This is a genomic window from Jatrophihabitans sp., assembly GCA_036399055.1.
Classification (GTDB): Bacteria; Actinomycetota; Actinomycetes; order Mycobacteriales; family Jatrophihabitantaceae; genus Jatrophihabitans_A.
In genome coordinates this window covers 1-20,249 of sequence record DASWNX010000028.1, presented here as the reverse complement: position 1 = coordinate 20,249, position 20,249 = coordinate 1, and the positions used below count along the sequence as shown (strand labels likewise).

At 67.9% G+C, this 20,249-nt stretch carries 19 protein-coding genes and 1 tRNA gene; 12 read left to right on the top strand and 8 right to left on the bottom strand.

Annotated features, from left to right (window positions below):
* Positions 1–806 precede the first annotated feature (806 nt).
* The 7 genes from VGB75_11015 to VGB75_10985 all read left to right on the top strand — a co-directional run bounded on the left by VGB75_11015 (position 807) and on the right by VGB75_10985 (position 7,215).
* Complete coding sequence (locus VGB75_11015; protein HEY0167560.1) at positions 807–1,055, top strand: heavy-metal-associated domain-containing protein; 249 nt, start codon at positions 807–809, stop codon at positions 1,053–1,055.
* The gene (locus VGB75_11010) at positions 1,052–1,999 is read left to right on the top strand and encodes a heavy-metal-associated domain-containing protein (GenBank protein HEY0167559.1); all 948 of its coding nucleotides are present in this window, start codon (positions 1,052–1,054) and stop codon (positions 1,997–1,999) included. The genes VGB75_11015 and VGB75_11010 overlap by 4 nt, the downstream gene beginning before the upstream one ends.
* A 38-nt stretch (positions 2,000–2,037) precedes the next feature.
* A complete protein-coding gene (locus VGB75_11005; protein ID HEY0167558.1) occupies positions 2,038–4,449 on the top strand; it encodes a heavy metal translocating P-type ATPase in 2,412 nt (803 codons plus the stop codon).
* Between the two features lie 331 nt (positions 4,450–4,780).
* Positions 4,781–4,853 (top strand) — tRNA-Phe (locus VGB75_11000).
* A gap of 30 nt (positions 4,854–4,883) precedes the next feature.
* Positions 4,884–5,426 (top strand): helix-turn-helix transcriptional regulator, encoded by a 543-nt coding sequence (locus VGB75_10995; protein HEY0167557.1) that lies wholly within the window; start codon positions 4,884–4,886, stop codon positions 5,424–5,426.
* Between the two features lie 10 nt (positions 5,427–5,436).
* Positions 5,437–5,847 (top strand): VOC family protein, encoded by a 411-nt coding sequence (locus VGB75_10990; protein ID HEY0167556.1) that lies wholly within the window; start codon positions 5,437–5,439, stop codon positions 5,845–5,847.
* A gap of 117 nt (positions 5,848–5,964) precedes the next feature.
* Complete coding sequence (locus VGB75_10985) at positions 5,965–7,215, top strand: PQQ-binding-like beta-propeller repeat protein (protein ID HEY0167555.1); 1,251 nt, start codon at positions 5,965–5,967, stop codon at positions 7,213–7,215.
* A 59-nt stretch (positions 7,216–7,274) separates the two neighbouring features.
* On the opposite strand, the gene VGB75_10980 is transcribed toward VGB75_10985, so the two are convergent.
* Positions 7,275–7,559, bottom strand: coding sequence for a hypothetical protein (locus tag VGB75_10980; GenBank protein HEY0167554.1), 285 nt, complete (start codon positions 7,557–7,559; stop codon positions 7,275–7,277).
* 761 nt (positions 7,560–8,320) lie between these two features.
* Between VGB75_10980 and VGB75_10975 the strand changes: the two genes are divergently transcribed.
* On the top strand, positions 8,321–10,690 hold the full coding sequence (locus VGB75_10975; GenBank protein HEY0167553.1) for a hypothetical protein: 2,370 nt from the start codon (positions 8,321–8,323) through the stop codon (positions 10,688–10,690).
* A gap of 7 nt (positions 10,691–10,697) precedes the next feature.
* Positions 10,698–11,000, top strand: coding sequence for a hypothetical protein (locus tag VGB75_10970; GenBank protein HEY0167552.1), 303 nt, complete (start codon positions 10,698–10,700; stop codon positions 10,998–11,000).
* A 603-nt stretch (positions 11,001–11,603) separates the two neighbouring features.
* On the opposite strand, the gene VGB75_10965 is transcribed toward VGB75_10970, so the two are convergent.
* The 3 genes from VGB75_10965 to VGB75_10955 form a co-directional block, all read right to left on the bottom strand.
* Complete coding sequence (locus tag VGB75_10965) at positions 11,604–11,732, bottom strand: hypothetical protein (protein HEY0167551.1); 129 nt, start codon at positions 11,730–11,732, stop codon at positions 11,604–11,606.
* 605 nt (positions 11,733–12,337) lie between these two features.
* The gene (locus tag VGB75_10960) at positions 12,338–12,619 is read right to left on the bottom strand and encodes a helix-turn-helix domain-containing protein (protein HEY0167550.1); all 282 of its coding nucleotides are present in this window, start codon (positions 12,617–12,619) and stop codon (positions 12,338–12,340) included.
* Positions 12,616–13,020, bottom strand: a complete 405-nt coding sequence (locus tag VGB75_10955; protein HEY0167549.1) for a VOC family protein — start codon at positions 13,018–13,020, stop codon at positions 12,616–12,618. The genes VGB75_10960 and VGB75_10955 overlap by 4 nt, the downstream gene beginning before the upstream one ends.
* A 228-nt stretch (positions 13,021–13,248) precedes the next feature.
* Here VGB75_10955 and VGB75_10950 point away from each other — a divergent pair, with 228 nt between their 5' ends.
* Complete coding sequence (locus tag VGB75_10950; GenBank protein ID HEY0167548.1) at positions 13,249–13,707, top strand: class I SAM-dependent methyltransferase; 459 nt, start codon at positions 13,249–13,251, stop codon at positions 13,705–13,707.
* A gap of 30 nt (positions 13,708–13,737) precedes the next feature.
* On the opposite strand, the gene VGB75_10945 is transcribed toward VGB75_10950, so the two are convergent.
* Together VGB75_10945 and VGB75_10940 are read right to left on the bottom strand one after the other, a co-directional pair.
* Complete coding sequence (locus VGB75_10945; protein ID HEY0167547.1) at positions 13,738–14,883, bottom strand: serine hydrolase domain-containing protein; 1,146 nt, start codon at positions 14,881–14,883, stop codon at positions 13,738–13,740.
* 65 nt (positions 14,884–14,948) lie between these two features.
* The gene (locus VGB75_10940; protein HEY0167546.1) at positions 14,949–15,446 is read right to left on the bottom strand and encodes a winged helix-turn-helix domain-containing protein; all 498 of its coding nucleotides are present in this window, start codon (positions 15,444–15,446) and stop codon (positions 14,949–14,951) included.
* 59 nt (positions 15,447–15,505) lie between these two features.
* Between VGB75_10940 and VGB75_10935 the strand changes: the two genes are divergently transcribed.
* Both VGB75_10935 and VGB75_10930 read left to right on the top strand, forming a co-directional pair.
* Positions 15,506–16,768 carry an MFS transporter gene (locus tag VGB75_10935; GenBank protein ID HEY0167545.1) on the top strand — a complete coding sequence of 421 codons (1,263 nt, stop codon included), beginning with the start codon at positions 15,506–15,508 and terminating at the stop codon, positions 16,766–16,768.
* Positions 16,769–16,787: 19 nt separating this feature from the next.
* Positions 16,788–17,780, top strand: a complete 993-nt coding sequence (locus VGB75_10930) for a pyridoxal-phosphate dependent enzyme (GenBank protein ID HEY0167544.1) — start codon at positions 16,788–16,790, stop codon at positions 17,778–17,780.
* A gap of 328 nt (positions 17,781–18,108) precedes the next feature.
* Here VGB75_10930 and VGB75_10925 read toward each other — a convergent pair whose 3' ends face one another.
* Both VGB75_10925 and VGB75_10920 read right to left on the bottom strand, forming a co-directional pair.
* Positions 18,109–19,836 carry a hypothetical protein gene (locus VGB75_10925; GenBank protein ID HEY0167543.1) on the bottom strand — a complete coding sequence of 576 codons (1,728 nt, stop codon included), beginning with the start codon at positions 19,834–19,836 and terminating at the stop codon, positions 18,109–18,111.
* Between the two features lie 197 nt (positions 19,837–20,033).
* On the bottom strand, positions 20,034–20,249 hold a 216-nt coding region (locus VGB75_10920; protein HEY0167542.1), incomplete at its 5' end, for a DUF664 domain-containing protein.

Here is a 20,249-nt window from a genome sequence, read left to right as displayed (position 1 = left end):
ATGACATGTGCAGCAACTGTCGGGGGATCTGTGACTGTCCGGCCGATCAGCTCATCACGCAGTGCGCGTGCAGCGGCCCTTACTACAAGGACTGCGCCGCCTGTGGGCAAGTCCGCGGGCGGGTTCGGTCGCCGAGAGCGTAAAGGAGCAACCGGCGAAGGACTGACCTTCGCTGGTCCGGTGATGGCAGCGAGAACAAGGCATCGCTGTCAGTCGTCAGCGCTAGGACGACTCCACATTATGTCGATCGGCTCGGGCCCGGTCAGCGACGCGCGCCGCTCGTGTAGGTCCTTAACCCGACCGAGCGCCCACGCCCCGCCGCGTCGCGTCGACAGCGGCTACCAAGCGGTGATCGCTGTAGTGCGGCGCGAAAGCGAAGTGAGCGTCGCCGCGGGCGCTTAGAAGGTCGAACCTCCCCACTCGCCGGCTGCGGCCGGCCGATGATGGTCAGCTTCGTGCTGTTGACGTAGGTGCTCTAGCTCGGCATCTGCGCCGGTGACATGTCCTCCTCCGGCTCACGCAGGCCGGCTCACGCAGGTCAGGCCGGCCAGAACCGCGCGCGAATCCATTCAGCCACCGTCGGTCGACCAGCGGCGCCGTGGGAAGCGGCGCCGGGTCGACCAGGTGGCGTCGGCCTGCGACAGCGCTCCCAGCGGCGGCGCGGCCAGCGGCGCATGCGCCGCTGGCCGAGCAGGTCCTGGTGCCCATTCCGCAACTAGTCTCGCGTGGAGGTATACCCCCAGGGAGTACGGTGGTGTAGGGTGCCGGTACCCCCCGGAGGTATTGGCAACCTCGAAGGAGAGACCGTGAGCAAGAAGGACTACACCGTCCGCGGCATGACCTGCGACCACTGCGCCGGATCGGTGACCGCGGAGATCAACAAGATTACCGGCGTCATCGGCGTGCGGGTCGATGTGAAGGCAGGCCGCGTGACTGTCGAGGCGGACGAGGCGGTGCCCGACGGCGCGATCGCCGAGGCCGTCGAAGAGGCCGGTTACCAGGTCACTCCACGCCCTGCGTCCTCTGACGCCGGCGCCAGAAAGGCAGCTTCATGAACACGCCCGTCAAACTCGGCGCCTACGCGCTTGGCCTGCTCGCCGTTTTCGCCGGTGCGACCGGCGTCGGCGCCGCCGTCGGACCCGTTGGCCCGCCCGCCGCCTCCCACGACACGCACAGGGAACCCGCGAGGGACACCACCGCGCCAGGCGGCGCCGCCAACGCCCACCTGCCCGGCGGCCTGCAGGTCTCGCAGGACGGTTACACCCTCGACGTGGACGACAGCCTTCCGGCCGGCGCCGCAACCCGGGTGTCATTTCGGGTCCTCGGCCCTGACGGCCGCCCGGTCACCGCCTACGACACCGCTCACGAGGAGGATCTGCACCTGATCGCGGTCCGCCGCGACCTGAGCGGCTACCAGCACGTGCACCCGGCTCTGGGCTCCGCCGGCATCTGGTCGACCCCGCTAGACCTGACCGCCGGCGCCTGGCGGCTGTTCGCCGACTTCGACCCCGCCGGCAGCAACGCCGCGCTCGTCCTGGGCGCCGACGTCGCCGTAGCCGGCCACTACGCCCCTCAGCCGCTGCCCGCGGCATCCCGCACCGCCAAGGTCGACGGTTACACCGTCACCCTCGACGGGCAGCTGACCCCGGGCGCGGAGTCGCCGCTGACCCTGTCCGTCAGCCGCGCCGGACAGCCGGTCACCGATCTGCAGCCCTACCTGGGCGCCTACGGGCACCTGGTCGCGCTGCGCGACGGCGACCTGGCCTACCTGCATGTCCACCCCGCCGGGGAACCCGGCGACAGCGCCACCGCACCCGGCCCGGACGTCGTCTTCTACGCCACCGCCCCGTCCGCCGGTGACTACCGCCTGTTCCTGGACTTCCGCCACGGCGACGTCGTGCGCACCGCCGAGTTCACCGTCCGCGCGGGGCCGCAGGCCGCCGCCACCGCTCACCCCCCCACCACCGCTCACCCCACCGCCACCAGCCACGGCCACTGAGCCCCCACCGATCCGACCACGCACGAAAGAAGAGGATCATGAGTTCCACCACTGAGATCACGACCTCGCAAGCCGCCACCGGCGGCCAAGTCGAGCTGGCGATCGGCGGGATGACCTGTGCCTCGTGCGCGAACCGCGTCGAGAAGCGGCTCAACAAGCTCGACGGTGTCACCGCCACCGTCAACTACTCGACCGAGAAGGCGAAGGTCACCTTCACCGGCAGCGTCACCCCTGATGACCTGGTGGCCGCAGTCGAGAAGGCCGGCTACACCGCCAGCCTCCCGAAGCCTGCCCGCGCGGCCGGCAGCGACGGCGCACCCGGCGAGGGTCCCGTCGAGAGCGCGGCCGAGTCCGGCCGCGTCACAGACCTCCGCAATCGGCTGCTCCTGGTCACCGCCCTGACCGTCCCGGTCATCGCGATGGCGATGATTCCCGCGCTGCAGTTCCGGGCGTGGCAGTGGCTCTCGCTGACTCTGGCCGCGCCGGTCGTGCTGTGGGGCGCCTGGCCGTTCCACAAGACAGCGTGGAAGAACCTGCGCAACGGCGCCGCGACCATGGACACGCTCATCTCCGTCGGCACCGCCGCCGCCTTCGCCTGGTCCCTGTACGCCCTGTTCTTCGGCGCCGCCGGAGAGTTGGGCATGACGCACCCGTTCAAGCTGACCATCTCCCGCAGCGACGGTGGGGCAAACATCTACCTCGAGGCCGCGGCCGGCGTCACGATGTTCATCCTCGCCGGGCGTTACCTCGAAGCCCGCTCCAAGCGCGCCTCCGGCGCCGCCCTGCGCGCGCTACTGGAATTGGGCGCGAAGGAAGTCGCTGTCCTGCGTGACGGCGCCGAGGTCCAGATCCCGACCGACCGGCTCGTCGTCGGCGACCACTTCGTCGTCCGGCCCGGTGAGAAGATCGCGACCGACGGTGTCGTCACCGACGGCGCCAGCGCCGTGGACGCCTCGATGCTCACCGGCGAGTCCGTGCCGGTCGAGGTAAGCGTCGGCGACAACGTCACGGGCGCGACCGTCAACGCCGGTGGCCGCCTCGTCATCCAGGCGACCCGTGTCGGCGCCGACACGCAGCTCGCGCAGATGGCACGGCTCGTCGAGGACGCGCAGAACGGCAAGGCCCAGGTCCAGCGCCTGGCCGACCGCATCTCGGGCGTCTTCGTTCCGGTCGTCATCGCGCTCGCCATCGGCGTCCTCGGGTTCTGGGTCGGCGCCGGCAACGGCCTCGGCGCCGCCTTCACCGCGGCGGTGGCCGTGCTGATCATCGCCTGCCCGTGCGCGTTGGGCCTGGCGACGCCGACCGCCCTCATGGTCGGCACCGGTCGCGGCGCGCAACTGGGCATCCTCATCAAGGGCCCCGAGGCGCTTGAGAGCACGCAGCGGATCGACACCATCGTGCTGGACAAGACCGGCACCCTCACCAGCGGGCAGATGAGCCTGGTCGACGTGGTTCCCGCCGCCGGCGTCGACCAGGACCAGCTCCTGCGCCTGGCCGGAGCGCTCGAGGCCAGCAGCGAGCACCCGATCGCCAGAGCGATCGCCGACGGCGCCGCCCAGCGCACCGGCACGCTCCCGGCTGTCGGGGACTTCACCAACCTCGAGGGCCTGGGCGTGCAGGGCGTTGTGGACGGCCACGCCGTCCTCGTGGGCCGCGCCCGCCTGCTGGCTGACTGGTCACAGCCGCTTCCCGAGCAGTTGCGCCAGGCCATGGACACGGCCGAGGCGGACGGCAAGACCGCCGTCGCGGTCGCCTGGGACGGTCGAGCCCGAGGCGTCCTCACCGTTGCCGACACGGTCAAGCCGACCAGCGAGGCCGCGATCCGGCAGTTCCGCGCGCTGGGCCTGACGCCGGTGCTGCTCACCGGTGACAACCGCGCGGTCGCCGAGACGGTCGCCCGGCAGGTCGGCATCGACCTCGGCGACGACACCGTGATCGCCCAAGTCATGCCGGCGGACAAGGTCGCCGTCGTCAAGCGCCTGCAGGAGCAGGGCAGGCGCGTGGCCATGGTCGGCGACGGCGTCAACGACGCCGCCGCGCTCGCGCAGGCCGACCTGGGCCTTGCGATGGGCACCGGCGCTGATGTCGCGATCCAAGCCAGCGACCTGACGCTGGTGCGGGGTGACCTGCGTGTCGCGGCGGATGCGATCCGGCTGTCGCGACGGACGTTGCGCGTGATCAAGAGCAACCTGTTCTGGGCGTTCGGTTACAACGTCGCCTCGATCCCGTTGGCGGCGGCCGGGCTGCTCAACCCGATGCTCGCCGGCGCGGCGATGGCGTTCAGTTCGGTGTTCGTCGTGACCAACAGCCTGCGACTGCGCGGTTTTCGGGCCTTGGCCGAGAACCGCGGCGACGGTGGAACGGCGCAACGCGTGCGCCCAGCACCGCGCAGGCCGGCTCCCGATCCATCTGACAGGAGTGGCGAGGACGTCACCAGCCAGGCACGGTGACGAGCAGCCTCCAGCGGTTCTCGCTCGCGTCGTATGCAGTGGCTGAGAGCGTGCCACCCGCCGGTGATCTGGTCGGCTCGGCCACCCGATGCCCAGTCGACGCGCTGAAGCGCGGCCTACGACGAAGCGCCTGTCGCCGAAGGCGAGAGTCGGCGGGGGAGAGGCGGTCGCCGGTCACAACTACCGTTATCCGCACACCAGGACCTCGCGCCACAAGGGGGTCCTATCGAGTCTTCCAGTTCGGGCACCACGGGACTAATTGGACGTTCCATGTGAATCATGGCGCGGTCTGAGTTCAGCCCTGATCGCGCGACCTATATAGTGGCAGCGCGGCCAGGTAGCTCAGTTGGGAGAGCGTCCGCCTGAAAAGTGGAAGGTCGGCGGTTCGAACCCGTCCCTGGCCACGCGATGTCGGTAGGCCCGCATGAGTCATCATGCGGGCCTACCGCATTTTTGCGCCACGATCGATGATCTGGGCTTGCACCGCGATAGCGCTTCACCGCTGGCCCTTGCCACGTGACACGATCTCGCATGTGACCAGCAGGCCCACCGAAGCGCAGCGCCTGCGCGACCTGGCGCTGCTGCGCCGCGTGCGCGACCGAATCGACCGGGAGCACGCGCAGCCGCTGGACGTCGAGGCACTCGCCCGCGGCGCGAACATGTCGGCGGGGCACCTTAGCCGCGAGTTCAAGCTCGCCTACGGCGAGTCGCCCTATTCCTACCTGATGACGCGACGCATCGAGCGCGCGATGGCACTGCTGCGTCGCGGCGACCTCAGCGTCACCGAGGTCTGCTTCGCAGTGGGATGCTCGTCGCTAGGCGCCTTCAGTAGTCGCTTCACCGAGCTGGTCGGTGTGCCTCCCAGCACCTACCGACGCGAAGCGGCACGCGTCACGTCGGAGATGCCACCGTGCCTGGCAAAACAGGTCACCAGACCGATCAGGAATCGAGAAGCGACGGCCCTCGATCGCACCTAGTGTGACCGCCATGGACATCACCATTCATTCGACTTTCCTCCCGCATGACGACCCGGAGACCTCCCTAGCCTTCTACCGCGACGCCCTTGGTTTCGAGGTCCGCAACGACGTCGGACAGGGCAAGATGCGCTGGATCACGGTCGGTCCCGCCGACCAGCCCGGCACGTCCATCCTCCTGGCGCCGCCGGCCGCTGACCCTGGCATCACCGACGACGAGCGCCGCACCATCGCCGAGATGATGGCCAAGGGCACCTACGGCTGGATACTGCTGGCTACGAAGGACCTCGACGGCGCCTTCGACCAGATTCAAGCCAGCCACGCCGAGGTCGTCCAGGAGCCGACCGAGCAGCCATACGGCGTTCGCGACTGTGCCTTCCGCGACCCCGCGGGCAATCTGATCCGCATTCAGGAGCTGCGCTGAGAAGCCTAGGAGCACCAGACGTGCCGCTCAAAGCTGGTGAAAGCTCCCGATGCCTTGTGAGATGATCACCGCCGCGTCGCTCCCACCGGGCGGCCAGGCGTCTCGTTGGGGGAGCGGATGCGCATGTTTCGGGTGGTGCTGACAGCCGTACTCGTTGTCCTCGGTCTGGTGGCGGGTGGCTCCGCGGAAGCGGCGACCGCGCCGGACCAGTGGACCTCGGAGTACGCCGGCGGCCAGAACGCGTCGGCCAACCTGGGGGAGCAGGTCATCACCGCGGCCACCGCACCGCGGCTCACGCAGGCCTGGCAGGTCACCGGCGGTTCATCCTTCGTGGCTCCGGCCATCGTGAACGGCGCCGTCTACCACGCGGTGAACGCCGACAACGCCTCTCTGCCAGGTCGTTTCATTGCCCGGTCCGCGCGGAGCGGCACCCAGTTGTGGAGCGCCGCGCTGGCGCCCAATGCCCAGTACTACCGAGGTCAGACCATTGTCGGCGACATCGCCCTCCTTCCGTTCGAGGGCTGGCGCCAACTGGGCGGCATCACAGCAGTCGACCTCACCGCTGGCAAGGTGTTGTGGTCGCGCTCGCGGCCGCCGTCGGCGACTAACCCCGGCAACGACGACGGCACCGGCGGCCCGATCGTCGTGGACTCTGGACGGGTTTACCTCAACGCGGGCAACAACGTCCTCTCGGCATACGACATCAACACCGGGGCACTCCTGTGGCACATCGAGCCGCCGGACGGATGGGCGAATGGCGTCGCCGCTGCGGCGGGCCGCCTCTACACCGCCGGGTATGCCGGCGCCGCGGGACCGGGACTGGTCGCCTACGACGGTGCGACAGGTAAGCGATTGTGGACATCGCCGGGCCTGTACGGATCTCCGGTCGTGGTCGGCGACAAGGTGCTCGTCCCTTCGTATCAAGGTGTTGCGGCGGTCCCGGCGGCCGGCTGTGGCCGAACCACGTGCCCGCGAACCTGGTCTGCCGGTATCACCGATGCCAACCCGCAATCCATCCTCATCGGCGGCGCCGACCCGAACTACCTCTTCGTCACGGCCACGCTGCTGGACAACACCAGCCGCCTGATCCGGCTGAGCACTTCGACCGGCGTCCGGCAATGGACGGTCAATCTGTCGAAACCCTCCGGTGGAATACCGATCCGCGTCGGCGACACCGTCTGGTTGATGATCAACGCCAACGCCGTCCGCGGCTGGTCCGTCACGGCCACAACGGCTACGCCGCAGCGCACCCTGGCCCTGCCCGCCAACAGTTACGGCGCCGTCGGTGGGCTCGCCGCCGCGAACGGATCACTGATCGTCGACGTCTGGCCCAGCACGCTCACCGCCTACCGGGTCCCTGGCACATGAGCTCCAGCAACGTTTAGCCGCGTCGGGCACGCGCCGGACCGGCGTCTGTCAGGAGCGAGTCAGGCCTTGGATATCCCACCCAGCCCTAGAACGGCCGCAATGCGATCCAGGATGCTTTGCAGCGCTGAGGATTGACCTCCCTCGGAAAGGACCGCTTCGCACTCGGCCAGGCCTCCACGACTCATTCGACCGGCGCTACTGATGATCCCCGCCAACAGCGCATCGACGCTTGCCTCGATCATCTGGTCGTGCGTCATAGGCGGTCCAGCATAGGTAGGCAGCTGCGCCAACTCGTCCCAGAGTCGGTCCAACTCATCAAGCTCATCCTTCGTGAGTTGCTTCATTCCAGACCTCTTCTAGATCACGTCACGATGGGGCTAAGCAACGAGGTGAGCGGTGTTCGCCTGGTTCACCAGGAAGGACGCCCTCAGTTGTGCCCGCCCATTCAACCTGCCTCCCGGCGGACCTCGATAGTGGCCGCCGGGGTTTCGCGGTAGCGCGAGAGGGTTGAGCGAGCGGTCCTGAAGTAGTTTCGAGCAGAAACGTAACGGGTCCATAGGTAGGTAGTGATAAACCGCACTGCGGTAGGACCGAGGCGTTCTTCAATGGTTCCTCTCAAGAGGAGTTGAAGTCGTTGGGATTCACCGCCGGGAGCGCTCGACTCCATCTCTGATAGACATACTGCCCATGATTTCCGTCAGAACTTCTACTTATTTGCATACGATTAATCCCATTTTGGGGTGGGGCCGTGTGTTAATTTGCTGCCTTCGACATTCTCCTTCCTTGCATTCGTGAACCTGAGGGGGACCCGTCCTGATTGTGAGGTGCCCCCTTGAAGCGTCGGTGTGATGGGTTGCGAGCGGTCCTGGTGCTGGCCCTGGCGGTGGGTGCGATTGCTGCGGCGCAGTTAGAGCTCACGCCCCGGTCTGGTCCGGCGTCTGCCGAGGCCTCGACTGGGTCGGCGGGTCTGTTCGTGCCGGCGGTGGGGCGGTTGCTCGACACCCGTAACGGCACGGGCGGGTTTTCGACACCGATGCCAGCCGGCGTCGTGCGGACGGTGACCGCGGCCGGTAGAGCCGGTATTCCGGCTTCCGGAGTGAGCGCGGTGGCTCTGACCTTGACGGCGATCGGCGCGAGCACGGTCGGGTCGGTCAGCGTGGCGCCGGGCGATGTGGCCACCCCGTCCGGGACGGCGTTGGTGTTCAACCCCGGCGACTCGATCTCCAACACCGCCCTGGTGGCGCTGCACGCCGATGGCACGCTGCACGTGCTGGCCGACCATGCGGTGAATCTGATCATCGACGTTCAGGGTTACTTCACCGCCGGCTCGGCGACCGCGCCGGGTGGTTTCGTCGCTGTCGACCAGGCCCGCATCGCTGACACCCGCAGCGGCGCCGGCGTTCGGCAAGCAAAGGTGAGCACCGGCGGGTCGGTGACGGTGCAGGCCGGCGGCAGCGCCGGCGTGCCGGCGGATGCCAGCGCGGTCTACGCCAACATCACCGCCCTCAACCAGACGGCCATCGGCTACCTGCGCGCCTACGCCGCCGACCAAACCGCGCCGAGCACCGGGGCGCTGGACTTCGACGACTCGGCCACCGCCCAATCGGTGGCGATCCCGCTGTCGCCCGACGGCCGGTTCACCGTGCTGGTCGGCGCCGGCGGCCCGGTCGATCTGGCCATCGACATCCAGGGCTACTTCACCCCGTCCGCCGCCGCGGGGGTGTTCACCCCGGCAGCGGTGCGCCTGCTCGACACGCGGGTCGCGCCGGTGCGGACGCTGGCCGGCAACTCGGTCACCAAACTCAACGTCGCCGGGGTAGCCGGCATCCCCGCGGTGGCCGAGGGTCTCGGCGCGGTGGCGCTGAACCTGCGCACCGTGCAGCCGGCGACCGGCGCCGGCGGCGGCTACCTGCGGCTGTGGCCGGCCGATCAACCCGAGCCGGCCACCTCGAACATCAACTACACCACCCAGAACGTCTACCGCACCGACCTGGCCATCGTCGCCCTGGCCGCGGACGGCAGCGTCAACATCCGCAACGGCGGCCCCGGCCCGGTCGACCTGGTGGTCGACGTCCAGGGCTGGTTCAGCGATCCCGGGCCCGGCATGCCATTGATCGAATCCAGCGCCTACCCCGCGCACAGCTGGACACCGGCCGGCGGAGCACCGGCCACCTTCACCATCACCGACAGCGGCACCGGGTCACCGGCCACCCGGTTCAGCTACCGCCTCGACGACGCGACACCCACCACGGTGGCCGGCCCCGGTTCGACCATCACGCTGACCCCGCCGACCGCGCCGGGCCGGCACACGCTATCGGTCGTGGCGACCGACCGGCTCGGGGTCGCCTCGCCGGCGAATCACCACACCTTCAACATCGGCTCGCCACCAGCGCCACCGGCCGACCTGGCGATCACCGCCGGCGACAGTTCGGCGGACCTGACCTGGACCGCCGGCAGCGGCAACGGCGCTCCGACCCTCGGCTACAGCTTCACGATCCTGGACCGGACCACCGCCGGCGCACCGCTGCAGCTGGGCAGCTGCTCCACCTGCACCCACTTCGTCCTCACCGGCCTGGACCCGACCCACACCTACGCCGCCCAGGTCACCGCCGCCAGCCCGGCCGGTGACAGCGCCCCCAGCACCAGCCCGGATTTCACGCCCGCCGGCGACCCAATCAGCTGCCCTGACACCGACGAGACCTGCGCCACCCAGGACATCACCAAACCCGCCGATCTCGACCCGCTCTACGCCAACTACGACCAGACCGGAACCGACACGGACACCCCCGTCGACACAACCCAACCGCTCACCGACGACACCGACCCGCCATGCGCGCCGGACACCGATCGGGCCGGGCCCTGGGTCTGCGCCGTCCCAGACACCCAGACCGACGAGGAGCCGTCTGCCTATGCGCCCGCGCCAGGCGGCTGGTGCAATATCAACTACCAGTGCTACTCACGCACCTCCTCCTTCGAGGCGAAATGGGACGGCACCATCTACTACGGCGTGAACACCCGGTATGGCGGCCGCTACACCGTCGGCGCCATCCACGCCAAAGTCACCTGGGAAACCCTGCAGGGCCTCACCCACAGCAAGATGACCTACCGCGCCACCGGCACCCGCTACACCCACAACGTGAGATTCACCGGCGCCATGTTCAACGGCGCACCAAGCGCGCCCCACGGCGGCAGCCAAATCCGCGATTCCAAGGACCGCAGCGAGTACTACAGTTACGTCTGGCCGGACCGCGACCTCACCTGGGACTACTTCAACTACAACCACACCATGTGGGACCACAACATCGCCAACCAGTTCAGCTGGTCAGCACCCGGCTACCCCGGGTCTTGGTTCTTCTACGTCCGCAGCCCCAGCGCCCACACCAACCGCCTAGGCCCACTTGCGCGCTACGCGTTCAGAGACCCGCTCGCCGGCGGCCTGCCACAGAACCGGTACGGCACCGGATACCACCGCTGAGCCGACCATGACCCACCCACTGGGGGACCCCTACTACCCGGCTTACCTGCCGCCCGGAATCGACCTGGCCGAGGAAGTCCGACTTCGCGAGGCCTCCCGCTCGGACCCCTTCATCATCATCGACTACCGGTCCCACACAGACACGTGGCGCGCCTGGTGGACCGACAAGATATCGCTGCTCGGCGAGCTCGAAGGCACCCGCGAACAAGTCATCGCCTGGGCCCGGGAACGATGCGACGACATCCGCATCTGCTCCGACCCCGACGACGAGAACGCGCTGCTGGTAGAGCTGGGACCAGACGACCAGTAGGTAGGAACGGTGCGCCGCGCGGGGGACCCTGGTCGCGCGCACGCGGCGCAGGCAGGACTTCGAGGACTTGTGGTTGTCGGCGGTCCGGGTGGCTAGCAAAACCAGGCCCGGCCGGGACAACGGCGCCGCCGGTGTGGGTGATCGCCGTAGCAGCGCCCGACCAGCCCTACCCGGGCTGCGGAACCTAACGTTCGAGCAGATGCCGCGCGCAGGGCAGAAGAGCTATGGCCAGGACCGACGGGCGAGCACCAAGCTCAAGCAGTGGTGTGAGCGATGTGCAAGGCAGAATGCGGACCAATTATCAGCGGGCGATTCTCCGACGACGTTATGTCAACTTCGGCTAGTGCGTCCGGGGCAGGGAAAAGGCGGGGAGGGTGGCTCGCCTCAAGCATGGGCGGGCAACGGTGGCGTGACGGGTTCGGCCAGGCCGAGCTGCGTGCGAGCCCAGCAACCTGGAGATCCTTGACGCGCGATTTGCCGAAATGTACAACTTAAGTCCGATACTTCCAAAGGAGAAGTTATGCGTTCACTACGAGTGACTGGGGCAGTGATTGCCACCCTTGCGGCAACATTTGCCTTCGCGACCCCGGCGTCTGCCACCGCCTACTCGATCACTAATTCCGTCGGCGACCAGGCACGGTGGAACTCCGACACGAATGTCTTGACCGCATGCGACAACTCCGCCGGCAACGGGACGGCGAAGGCGAAGTTGGTCGTCTCTGGCGGGAACATCCACCACGTATTTGACGGCAATGGCGCCGTATCGGGATGCGCCAGTGTCACGTTGAATGTCAATGAGTCGAGTTATGGCTACCTGTACGTCTGCACCTCTGACTCTGGCCCCTGCGTGTACTACGGCCACCCATCCGACCTGTAATGCGCTCACACTCGGTTACTTCACATCGCCCAGGTCCGGCATTCGATGACTCGGCCGGCACTCGCGACCCCCACTGACCGACCTCCCGTACGCCGGGCTGAGCAGTGCAGAAGGGGCCGGCCCCGGAAACGGAGCCGGCCCCGCTGCCTGGGATGACAGATCCCGGCATGGACAACGACCCCGGGGTGCTCAGCGGCGAGGGCGTGGCTGCTAGATTAAGCTTGAATTGCCGATAATCAACATTATGTCATTCTGCTTAGTCAGCAGGGCCCTCGCTGGCCCGACGGCTCCTCGCCTTCCGGCGCCAGCAGCGCCGCGTCGACGGCCTTCGCAAGTGCTGGCTGTAGCAGCCACCCGGCTGGCGCCACGGTGACCGGAACACGGCGGTAGCTCGCGGAGCCACATGTGATGTCAGCGGCGAATGGAGTTTGTCGGAGCGCATCGCGATTCCGCGCCCCGCCTAGGCCTCCTCGGCGCCCCAGCGTCCGAGCGCGACGATCGCCTCGCGCAAGGCAAGCCCGCGATCGGTCAGCGCGTAGGCCCGGGTGTTGTGCCGGAGCGGCAGGCGGGTCAGCACGCCGGCCGCTTCGAGCTCGCGCAGGCGGGTCGCGAGCATGTTCGTCGGCACTCCGAGGTCGCGCTGCAGATCGCCGTAGCGCTGCGGCCCGTCGAGCAGCCGCTCCACGACGAGCAGTGCCCACCTTGCTCCGACAATGTCGAGGGCCGCAGCGAGGTCGCTCACGCGGTCGGATCGGCGTCCGGCTTCATCCAAAACGGCGAGTAGTGGTAGCCGTCGGGGTCGTCAAACTGGCGCTGGTACATGAAGGGGTAGTCGTCGGTGTCACCGAGCCGCCCGCCGGCGGCGGCGGCGCGCTCGGCGAGCTCGTCGACCGCCTCGCGGCTGCCGAGGTCGAACGAGACCGTGACCTTCGAGGGCGTGTGGGTTCCGCCGACCAGCTCCTCGGCGCCGCCGACGCTGGCGTACATCTCGCGGCTGCCGAGCATGACGTACTGCTCGGGCGCGATCGCGAAGCACGACACGTTGTGATCGGACATCTCGGCGTTGAGGGTCCAGCCGAGGGCGGTGTAGAAGGCGGTCGCGCGCTCGACGCTCTGGACCGGGCAGGTGATGAAGAGGCTCATGGGTCAACACTTGCAAAATGAAAGTGTGATGTCAAGTCCCGGCCGCGAAGGTCACCCGGCGTTAGATTGAGAGGAAAACGTTCGCTCAGCACCGTCAACCACACCAAGGGAGCCATGTGACGCAGTACGACTCGATTGCCCTTGAGTATCAGAAGATCTCCGCCGCCGTGCCGCTCCGCGACGCCGAGTGGCACTCGTTGCGCGTCCGGCTCGGCGACCGGCGACGGGATGGGCCCCCGTCTCCTCAAGCGATGGGGGGCCGCGCACGTGGTGGGGTCGACATCTCGCCACAAGATGATCGCGCTGGCCCAGCGGCGTGAAGATTCCGAACCCATGGGGATCGAGTACCGTGTCGCGGACGCCACCAGACTGGGGAGAATCGGCGAGTTCGACCGCGTCTGCGCCGCTTACCTTTTGCACTATGCCGAAAGCCGAGATCAACTACGCCAGATGGCGCGGACGGCCTACGACAACCTCAAGCCGGGCCAGCGCTTCGTGGCGAGCATCGCCAACATCCTGCAGCCGCCGCAGCCCATCTTCGATCAGCGCCAGTACGGGTTCTCCTTCCGCCTAATGGATGAAACCCTCTTTCCTCATCCCTCCGGACTCAGAGCGCAAGCGCGCGAAGGCTTCTGGAATGAGTACATCGCCAGACCATCGGCGATGCACATCACCTGGCGCAAATAGCCGGACATCGCCAGTCTCCTCCACGCTAGATCACTCGACTGAGGCCGCGTACTGCCAGAAGTCCCGCATCACCGCGGGCGCCGACGGACCGGTCATCTCCTGCTGGCTCAACAAGATTGTGATGAGGCCGGTGGCGGCAGTGAGGTGCGCTGCCGTTCCGGTGCCGCCGATCCAGCCGTAACGACCCGCCACGTTCCACGGATCGATGGGTTGGACGTCGACCGAGCCGCCGAAGCCCCAGCCCTGGCCTTCGAGGAAGATTTCGCCAGCGTCGCGCTGGGCCTGGGTCAGCTGGTCTGTGGTCATCAGCCGCACCGACTCCGCTGACACCAGCCGTCGGCCGCCGGCAGTCCCGCCGTCGATCAGCATCCGGGCGAAGGCGTGCAGGTCATCGACGGTGGACACCAGTCCCCCCGCTCCGGACGCAAACGCCGGCGGCTGGCGCCACTGCCCGTCCGGATCATCGATCTTCTCAAGCTCGCCCGCTGGATTCGTCCAATAAAGACTGGTGAAACGGTCCCATTTATCGGCCGGTACCTCGAACCCGGTGTCGGACATGCCCAGCGGCTCGAACAACCGTTCGGCCAGGAACTCTGGCAGCGGGCGGCCGGCGACCCGGGCGATCAGCACGCCCAGGATGTCAGAGCTGGTGTTGTACAGCCATGCCTCGCCCGGCTGGCTGAGCATGGGCAGGCGGGCCAGCCGGGCCAGCCACTCGTCCGGCGCCGGGAGCAGCCGCGGTTGCGGCCCCGGCTGCAACTCCAGCAGTAACGGCACCACCGGCAGCGAGAAGTCTGACGGAAACCCGTAGCCGGCACGCGAGCTGAGCAGGTCATAGACGGTGATCGGCCTCAGGGCCGGCACCACGTCCTCGATGGGGCTGGCCGGCGTGCGCAGCATCGACGCTGACGCGAGCTCGGGCAGCCACTGCGCGACCGGGTCCCCCAGCGCCATCCGGCCGTCGTCGACCAACGTCATCGCCGCCGCCGCGATGATCGGCTTGGTGACCGAGGCGATCCGGAAGATCGAGTCCCTGGCCATCGGCGAGCCGGTCTGGACGTCGGCAAGGCCGGCGGCCTGCACGTCGACGTCCTCGCCCCGGGCGACCAGTGCCACCAGCCCGGGCGCCGATCCGCTGTCGACGTGGAACTGCAGCAGGTCCCGCAGGCCGGTCATCAGCTCTCCTGCACCTTGACTCATCGCCCCTCCCCTGGCTTCACCGGGTGCACATCACCCTAGACTCACGGCCGATTCGGGTCCGGATGCAGCGCGTAGAACAGCGACCAGGCCGGCGCGGACGGGTCGTCGGGCAGCTTGGCGACCTCGTCCAGCAGGCTCAGCAGCCGTTCACGGAATTCGGCCAGGTCCGCCGGCGCCAGTCGCAGGCCCAGCCGGGCGATCTCCACCTCCTCGCGCGGCGCCAGCGCGACCTCCTCCACAAAGGCGTTCAACAGCGAGCTGTCCATCGCGGGCGCGCTCACCTGCCAGGACTTTCGCGTCGCCAGGTAGGGGACTTCTCGCGCGCCGCGGGCGCCGCGCCGCTCCGGCTGGGGCTGCAGGAAGCCGGTCCGCACCAGCGTCCGGATGTGGTGCAGGATGCTGGCCGGATCACGTCCGAGGATCTCGGCGATCTCCTTGTTGGTGTGCCCCTCCCCCAGGCAGATCCGCAGAATTCGCAACCGCAGCGCCGAGGCCAGCGCCTTGGCCTCGGCGTCGGTGGCCGGTGTCCGCTGGTCCATGGCCAGCACTCTAGACAAGTGATTGACAAATACCAATCACTAGGCACACGATGACCCGCGTGACCGATGCCCTCGACCGTCCCCGGCGCGGCGGCCTCTGGCACCACCCGGAGTTCCGGCGGCTGTGGATCGGTGAGAGCGTCAGCCAATTCGGCGCCACCATCAGCCAGCTGGCGCTGCCGCTGGTCGCGATCCTCATCGTGCGGGCGAGCACCTTCGAGGTCGGGCTGCTGGTCACCTGCGAGATGGCCGCGTTCCTGCTGGTAGGCCTGCCCGCCGGCGCCTGGGTCGACCGGATGCGGTTTCGCGCCGTGCTGATCGTCAACGACGTGCTGCGAGCCCTGGCGCTGGCCTCGGCGCCGCTGGCGCAGTGGCTGGGCGTGCTCAGCATGGGCCAGCTGTACGCGGTCGCGCTGGTGACCGGGGTGTGCACGGTGTTCTTCGACGTCGCCTACCAGTCCTTCGTCCCCCAGCTGGTCGAGCGCGAGCAACTGGTGGAGGCCAATGCCAAGCTGCAGGCGAGTGAGTCGGTGTCCCAGATCAGCGGCCCGAGCGTCGGCGGCGTGCTCATCCAGGCGCTGACCGCGCCGTACGCGGTGCTCCTGGACGCGCTCAGCTTTCTGTGGTCGGCGTCCTGGGTGGCCGCTATCCAGACCAGGCCCGACAAGCCCGCCCGCCATCCCGACCGCAACCTGCGCCGCGAGATCGGCGAGGGCTTGCGCTTCGTGCTGGGCAACCCGCTGCTGCGCGCGATCGCGCTGTGCACCGGCACGGCGAACCTGTTCAACTCGATGGCGGCCTCGGTGTCTGTCGTGCTGCTGGCCCGTGAGCTGAGCCTGTCCCCCGGCCTGATCGGCCTGCTCGGCTCGGTCTCGGCGGTCGGCGGGCTCGCGGGCTCGTTGCTGGCCCGCCGGTTCGCCCGACGCGTCGGGCAGGGCCCGGCGATCTGGATCTCGGCGCTGGCGGTGGGCCCGTTCGCCTTCGTCGCGCCGTTGGTTCAGCGCGACTGGACCCTGGGATTGCTCGCGATCGCCCAGGCCGGCATGTGGCTGAGCATGGTCGTCTACAACATCACCCAGGTCAGCTTTCGGCAGGGCCTGTGCCCGCCTGCGTTGCTCGGCCGGATGAACGCGACGATGCGCTTTCTGGTGTGGGGCACCATGCCGGTCGGCGGCTTTCTCGGCGGCCTGCTCGGCTCGGTGATCGGCGTGCGGCAGACGCTGTTGGTGGTGGCGGTCGGGGGCTTGCTGTCGTTTCTGCCGGTGTTCCTGTCGCCGCTGCGGCGCATGCGCGAGCTGCCGTCCTACGCCGTTGCGGTGTGACGCCGCTACGGTGTTGACCATGACGACGGATGCGACCGCCTCGACGCAGCGGGTGAGTTTGGGCAGCTGGCCCACCGCGATCGAGCCGGCGCCACGGCTGGCCGCGGCGCTCGGATTGAACAGCGACGATCTCTGGATCAAGCGCGAGGACCTCGGCGGCCTCGGTGGCGGCGGCAACAAGTTGCGCAAACTTGAGTGGACGGTCGGCGCCGCGCTGGCCGACGGCGCCGACACCCTGGTCACCATCGGCGGGGCGCAGAGCAACCACGCCCGGCTGACCGCGGCCGTGGGCGCCCGGCTCGGCCTGCAGGTGGTGCTGGTCTTTCCCGGTCGCTACGACGGGACCCGAGGGGGCAACGTCGCGCTGGAGGGCCTCTTCGGCGCCCGGTCGCACTGGGCCGGTGACGTGGACTTCGTGGGCCTGGGCGAGGTCGCCGCCGGCGTCACCGAGCGACTGCGTGCCGACGGCGCCCGGCCGGTGCTGCTGCCGCTGGGCGGCTCCAGCGCCCTCGGCGCGCGTGGATACCTCGATGCGGGTCGCGAGCTGCTCGGCCAATTGCCTGACCTGCACACCGCGGTCGTCGCGCTCGGCTCCGGCGGCACGATGGCCGGGCTGGTGGCCGCGCTCGGGCCGGAACGGGTGTTCGGGGTGGACGTCGGCGCCCTCGTCGACCCGGCCGGGACGGTGGCCGAGCTTGCCAGCGAGGTCGGCTCGCGGCCAGTCGCCCGTGCTGAGTTGCGGATCAGCCTGGATCAGGTCGGCGCCGGTTATCCCGACGTCACCGAGCGTTCCATGGCGGCGATGCGCCTGGTCGGGCGCACCGAGGCCCTGGTGTTGGACCCGATCTACACCGGCCGGACGATGGCCGCGCTGGTGGCTGCCGTCGAGGACGGCACGATCGCGGCGGGAGTCAAGACGGTGTTCCTGCACACCGGCGGCATGCCTGGGTTCTTCGGATATCCGGACGCGGTCGACCGGGCTGAGCAAGGTCTGGGCCACTACCCCGGTTGAGCGTGGGCCTACTCCCGGGCTCAGCGGCGCCGGCTGAGGCGCTGTCGCCCGCACATGACGCATGTCACCCCAGTGGAGGGACGAGCTGCCGGGGTGTCGGTGTTCACTTAAGTGCCGGTCCTGGATGCGACGGTGGGAAACCGCCAGCAGACGACGCTTTAGCGTGGCAGTCGAGCATGGACGTTGCGGAAGGTTCGATTCCTCCCGACGGCACTTTTCAGGCGGCCATCCGGAGTCTCCGCCGCAAGCGGACCGGGTGTGGGACAGACAGCAGCATGTGACGTGGACCGGCTACTGCCGCGTGTGCTCATTGGTGATGGCGCGTCTGTCACCAGCGAGGACTAGCACCCACACCTCCACCCGAATGGAAGATGCTGGTCGGCGCGGTCGCGGAGTCAACGGTGTTCCAACCCGAGCCGCATAACACGCGGTAGTCGAGATCTTGTGCCTTGCGTCGCCAGCGCTGGTAGTCCAGAGCCGTGACATCCGAACGCCGTGCGTTGCCTAGGACGGCGTCGAAGGCTTCGCCAACGGCGTCAGCGACGCTCTCAGGTTTGTCCGCGGCGCAGAAGGTGAACCGTATGTGGCCCGGGTCATCGGCTCGAAGGTGCATCAACAAGGGCCGCACGCCATCAAGGTCGGTGTCGCGCCACAACTCAGCGACATCGACGGCGCGATCGCCCAGGTAGAAGTCCGCATGCCAAAGGACGCCAGGAGCGTCAGTGAGGTCCGCGGGAAAAGAAGCCCACGGCCGTCGGCTGACACGCAGCATCAACCGGGTGTCGTACTGCCGTAGGGCATGCGTCAAGAGCCGTTGTGCGGCCTCGTGCCGACCGTCGACCCAGCCCTGGGTAACCGGATCGCGGTGCTTTGATGAGTCGGGATACTGACCATCGTTATATGAGGCCAAAGCAATGAACGCGCCCCGTTCTAGGTCGCGGAGGGTGAGGTCAAGGCGATTGAGGTCATCAGTATGCGGTCGTCGGAGGTGACCGATGCGATGCCGGATCTGCTTGAGCTCGTCCTGCCGTCCTTTCCAGGTAGCGAGCGGCAACAGCGCATAGCTGAACTGGTCCCAGTGCCTGTCAATCAAATCAAGTAGCTGGCTGTAGTCGAGGTAAGCGAGCGGATTATCGTTGTCTGGTCCGCTCATATGCGTGAAGGCGGCATCCTTAGCCTGCCGCTCTGGTCGGTTCTTCACCACGCTTTGCCAGTTCACCCCATGCAGAGCCCGCAGCTCGACATAACAGAGCTCACGCAGCCATGTCTCAAGCTGCCACCAACGAGCGTAGAGCGCCGCTGAAGTCGGTGGCATGAAGCGCGGCACGACGGCCCGCAGGGCGTCTTCAGAGACAGGGTCTAGCCACGGCGCCTCCTCAGCAGCGTCTACGGCAGGCGGCGAGGCGGCTACAGGTGTCGAGTCCTCCTCAGCCGGCACGGACCCGTCCCCGGCTTGAGGTGAGCGCTGGCGGATGTCAGCCTGCGCCGTTCGCCGGCTCCAGTAATCCTGGACGTCGGTCACATCACGAAATCGTCGGACGCGTCGGTCGAACGAGAAACGCCATCTACCCGTCCCATCTAGGCCGCCGCTTGTCCAGCCCCAAGGCTCGACAGAAAGGAGATTGCCCAGCTGGCTAAGTAAGGATTCTCTCCCCGCAGCGGGCAGCGTCAGGTGGTCCTTGAGATCTCCGCTCGACAGTGTGGGCTCGGTCCCTTGCTCAACTGGTGGCCCCATCCAGCCATGCTCCAGATCAGCCGCCAGCCGGATGACATCGACGAATAGCTTGAGTAGCTCGGCCGATCCCACGCAGGTGGAGGCTCCAGCGACCGTGAGCCGCAGAGCTTCGCCCGGTTGCAAGGGCCATTCGTTGGTTACGGGATAAAGCAATTCACGAGGTAAGCCCTGCATCGTGACATGAGCGTCAAGATCAAGAGACCGGTATAGGTGCCGGTCGACTTCAGCGAACGTCGGCCAACGGTCATGTTGCAGCATGAGCTGCCACACCGCCTGCAATAAGGCTCGCTGCCCGTTATCTATCGTCTCTGGCATCACCACAGGTGACATCCTTGCAAGCGACCGGCCATTGTGAGACCAGGCTACCGACAGCTATTGCCACCTGAGGAAGGGGTTGAGTAGACACTGGCTGCTAGGCGCCGCCCGACTCAGCTGATCCGTCAGCGAGAATGCAAGGGTTCGGCGAGCCGAGGCGCGTTCCTGCCGGAATGAACGGCTGAGCACCCCGCCCGGGTCGGCTATTGGCCGAGGCGGCCGTCGATCCGCTCACGAAGCAGGTCGGCGTGGCCGTTGTGGCGGGCGTACTCCTCGATGAGGTGGACGAGGATCCAGCGGAGCGAGAACGGGACGCCCTCGCGGCCGGTGCGCTGGGAGAGCCGGTCGAGGTCCGCCGCCCGGCGCACCACCTCGTCGGAGGCCGTGGTCTCGCGGTCCAGCAGCGCCGAGAGCTCGTC

Bases quoted from the DNA above. Each gene is read 5' to 3' on its own strand.
- VGB75_11010 (HEY0167559.1), top strand. From the start codon at position 1,052: ATGAACACGCCCGTCAAACTCGGCGCCTACGCGCTTGGCCTGCTCGCC.
- VGB75_11005 (HEY0167558.1), top strand. From the start codon at position 2,038: ATGAGTTCCACCACTGAGATCACGACCTCGCAAGCCGCCACCGGCGGC.
- VGB75_10995 (HEY0167557.1), top strand. From the start codon at position 4,884: ATGCGGGCCTACCGCATTTTTGCGCCACGATCGATGATCTGGGCTTGC.
- VGB75_10990 (HEY0167556.1), top strand. From the start codon at position 5,437: ATGGACATCACCATTCATTCGACTTTCCTCCCGCATGACGACCCGGAG.
- VGB75_10985 (HEY0167555.1), top strand. From the start codon at position 5,965: ATGCGCATGTTTCGGGTGGTGCTGACAGCCGTACTCGTTGTCCTCGGT.
- VGB75_10980 (HEY0167554.1), bottom strand. From the start codon at position 7,559: ATGAAGCAACTCACGAAGGATGAGCTTGATGAGTTGGACCGACTCTGG.
- VGB75_10970 (HEY0167552.1), top strand. From the start codon at position 10,698: ATGACCCACCCACTGGGGGACCCCTACTACCCGGCTTACCTGCCGCCC.
- VGB75_10965 (HEY0167551.1), bottom strand. From the start codon at position 11,732: ATGTTCCCGCCAGAGACGACCAACTTCGCCTTCGCCGTCCCGTTGCCG.
- VGB75_10955 (HEY0167549.1), bottom strand. From the start codon at position 13,020: ATGAGCCTCTTCATCACCTGCCCGGTCCAGAGCGTCGAGCGCGCGACC.
- VGB75_10950 (HEY0167548.1), top strand. From the start codon at position 13,249: ATGGGCCCCCGTCTCCTCAAGCGATGGGGGGCCGCGCACGTGGTGGGG.
- VGB75_10945 (HEY0167547.1), bottom strand. From the start codon at position 14,883: ATGACCGGCCTGCGGGACCTGCTGCAGTTCCACGTCGACAGCGGATCG.
- VGB75_10940 (HEY0167546.1), bottom strand. From the start codon at position 15,446: ATGGACCAGCGGACACCGGCCACCGACGCCGAGGCCAAGGCGCTGGCC.
- VGB75_10930 (HEY0167544.1), top strand. From the start codon at position 16,788: ATGACGACGGATGCGACCGCCTCGACGCAGCGGGTGAGTTTGGGCAGC.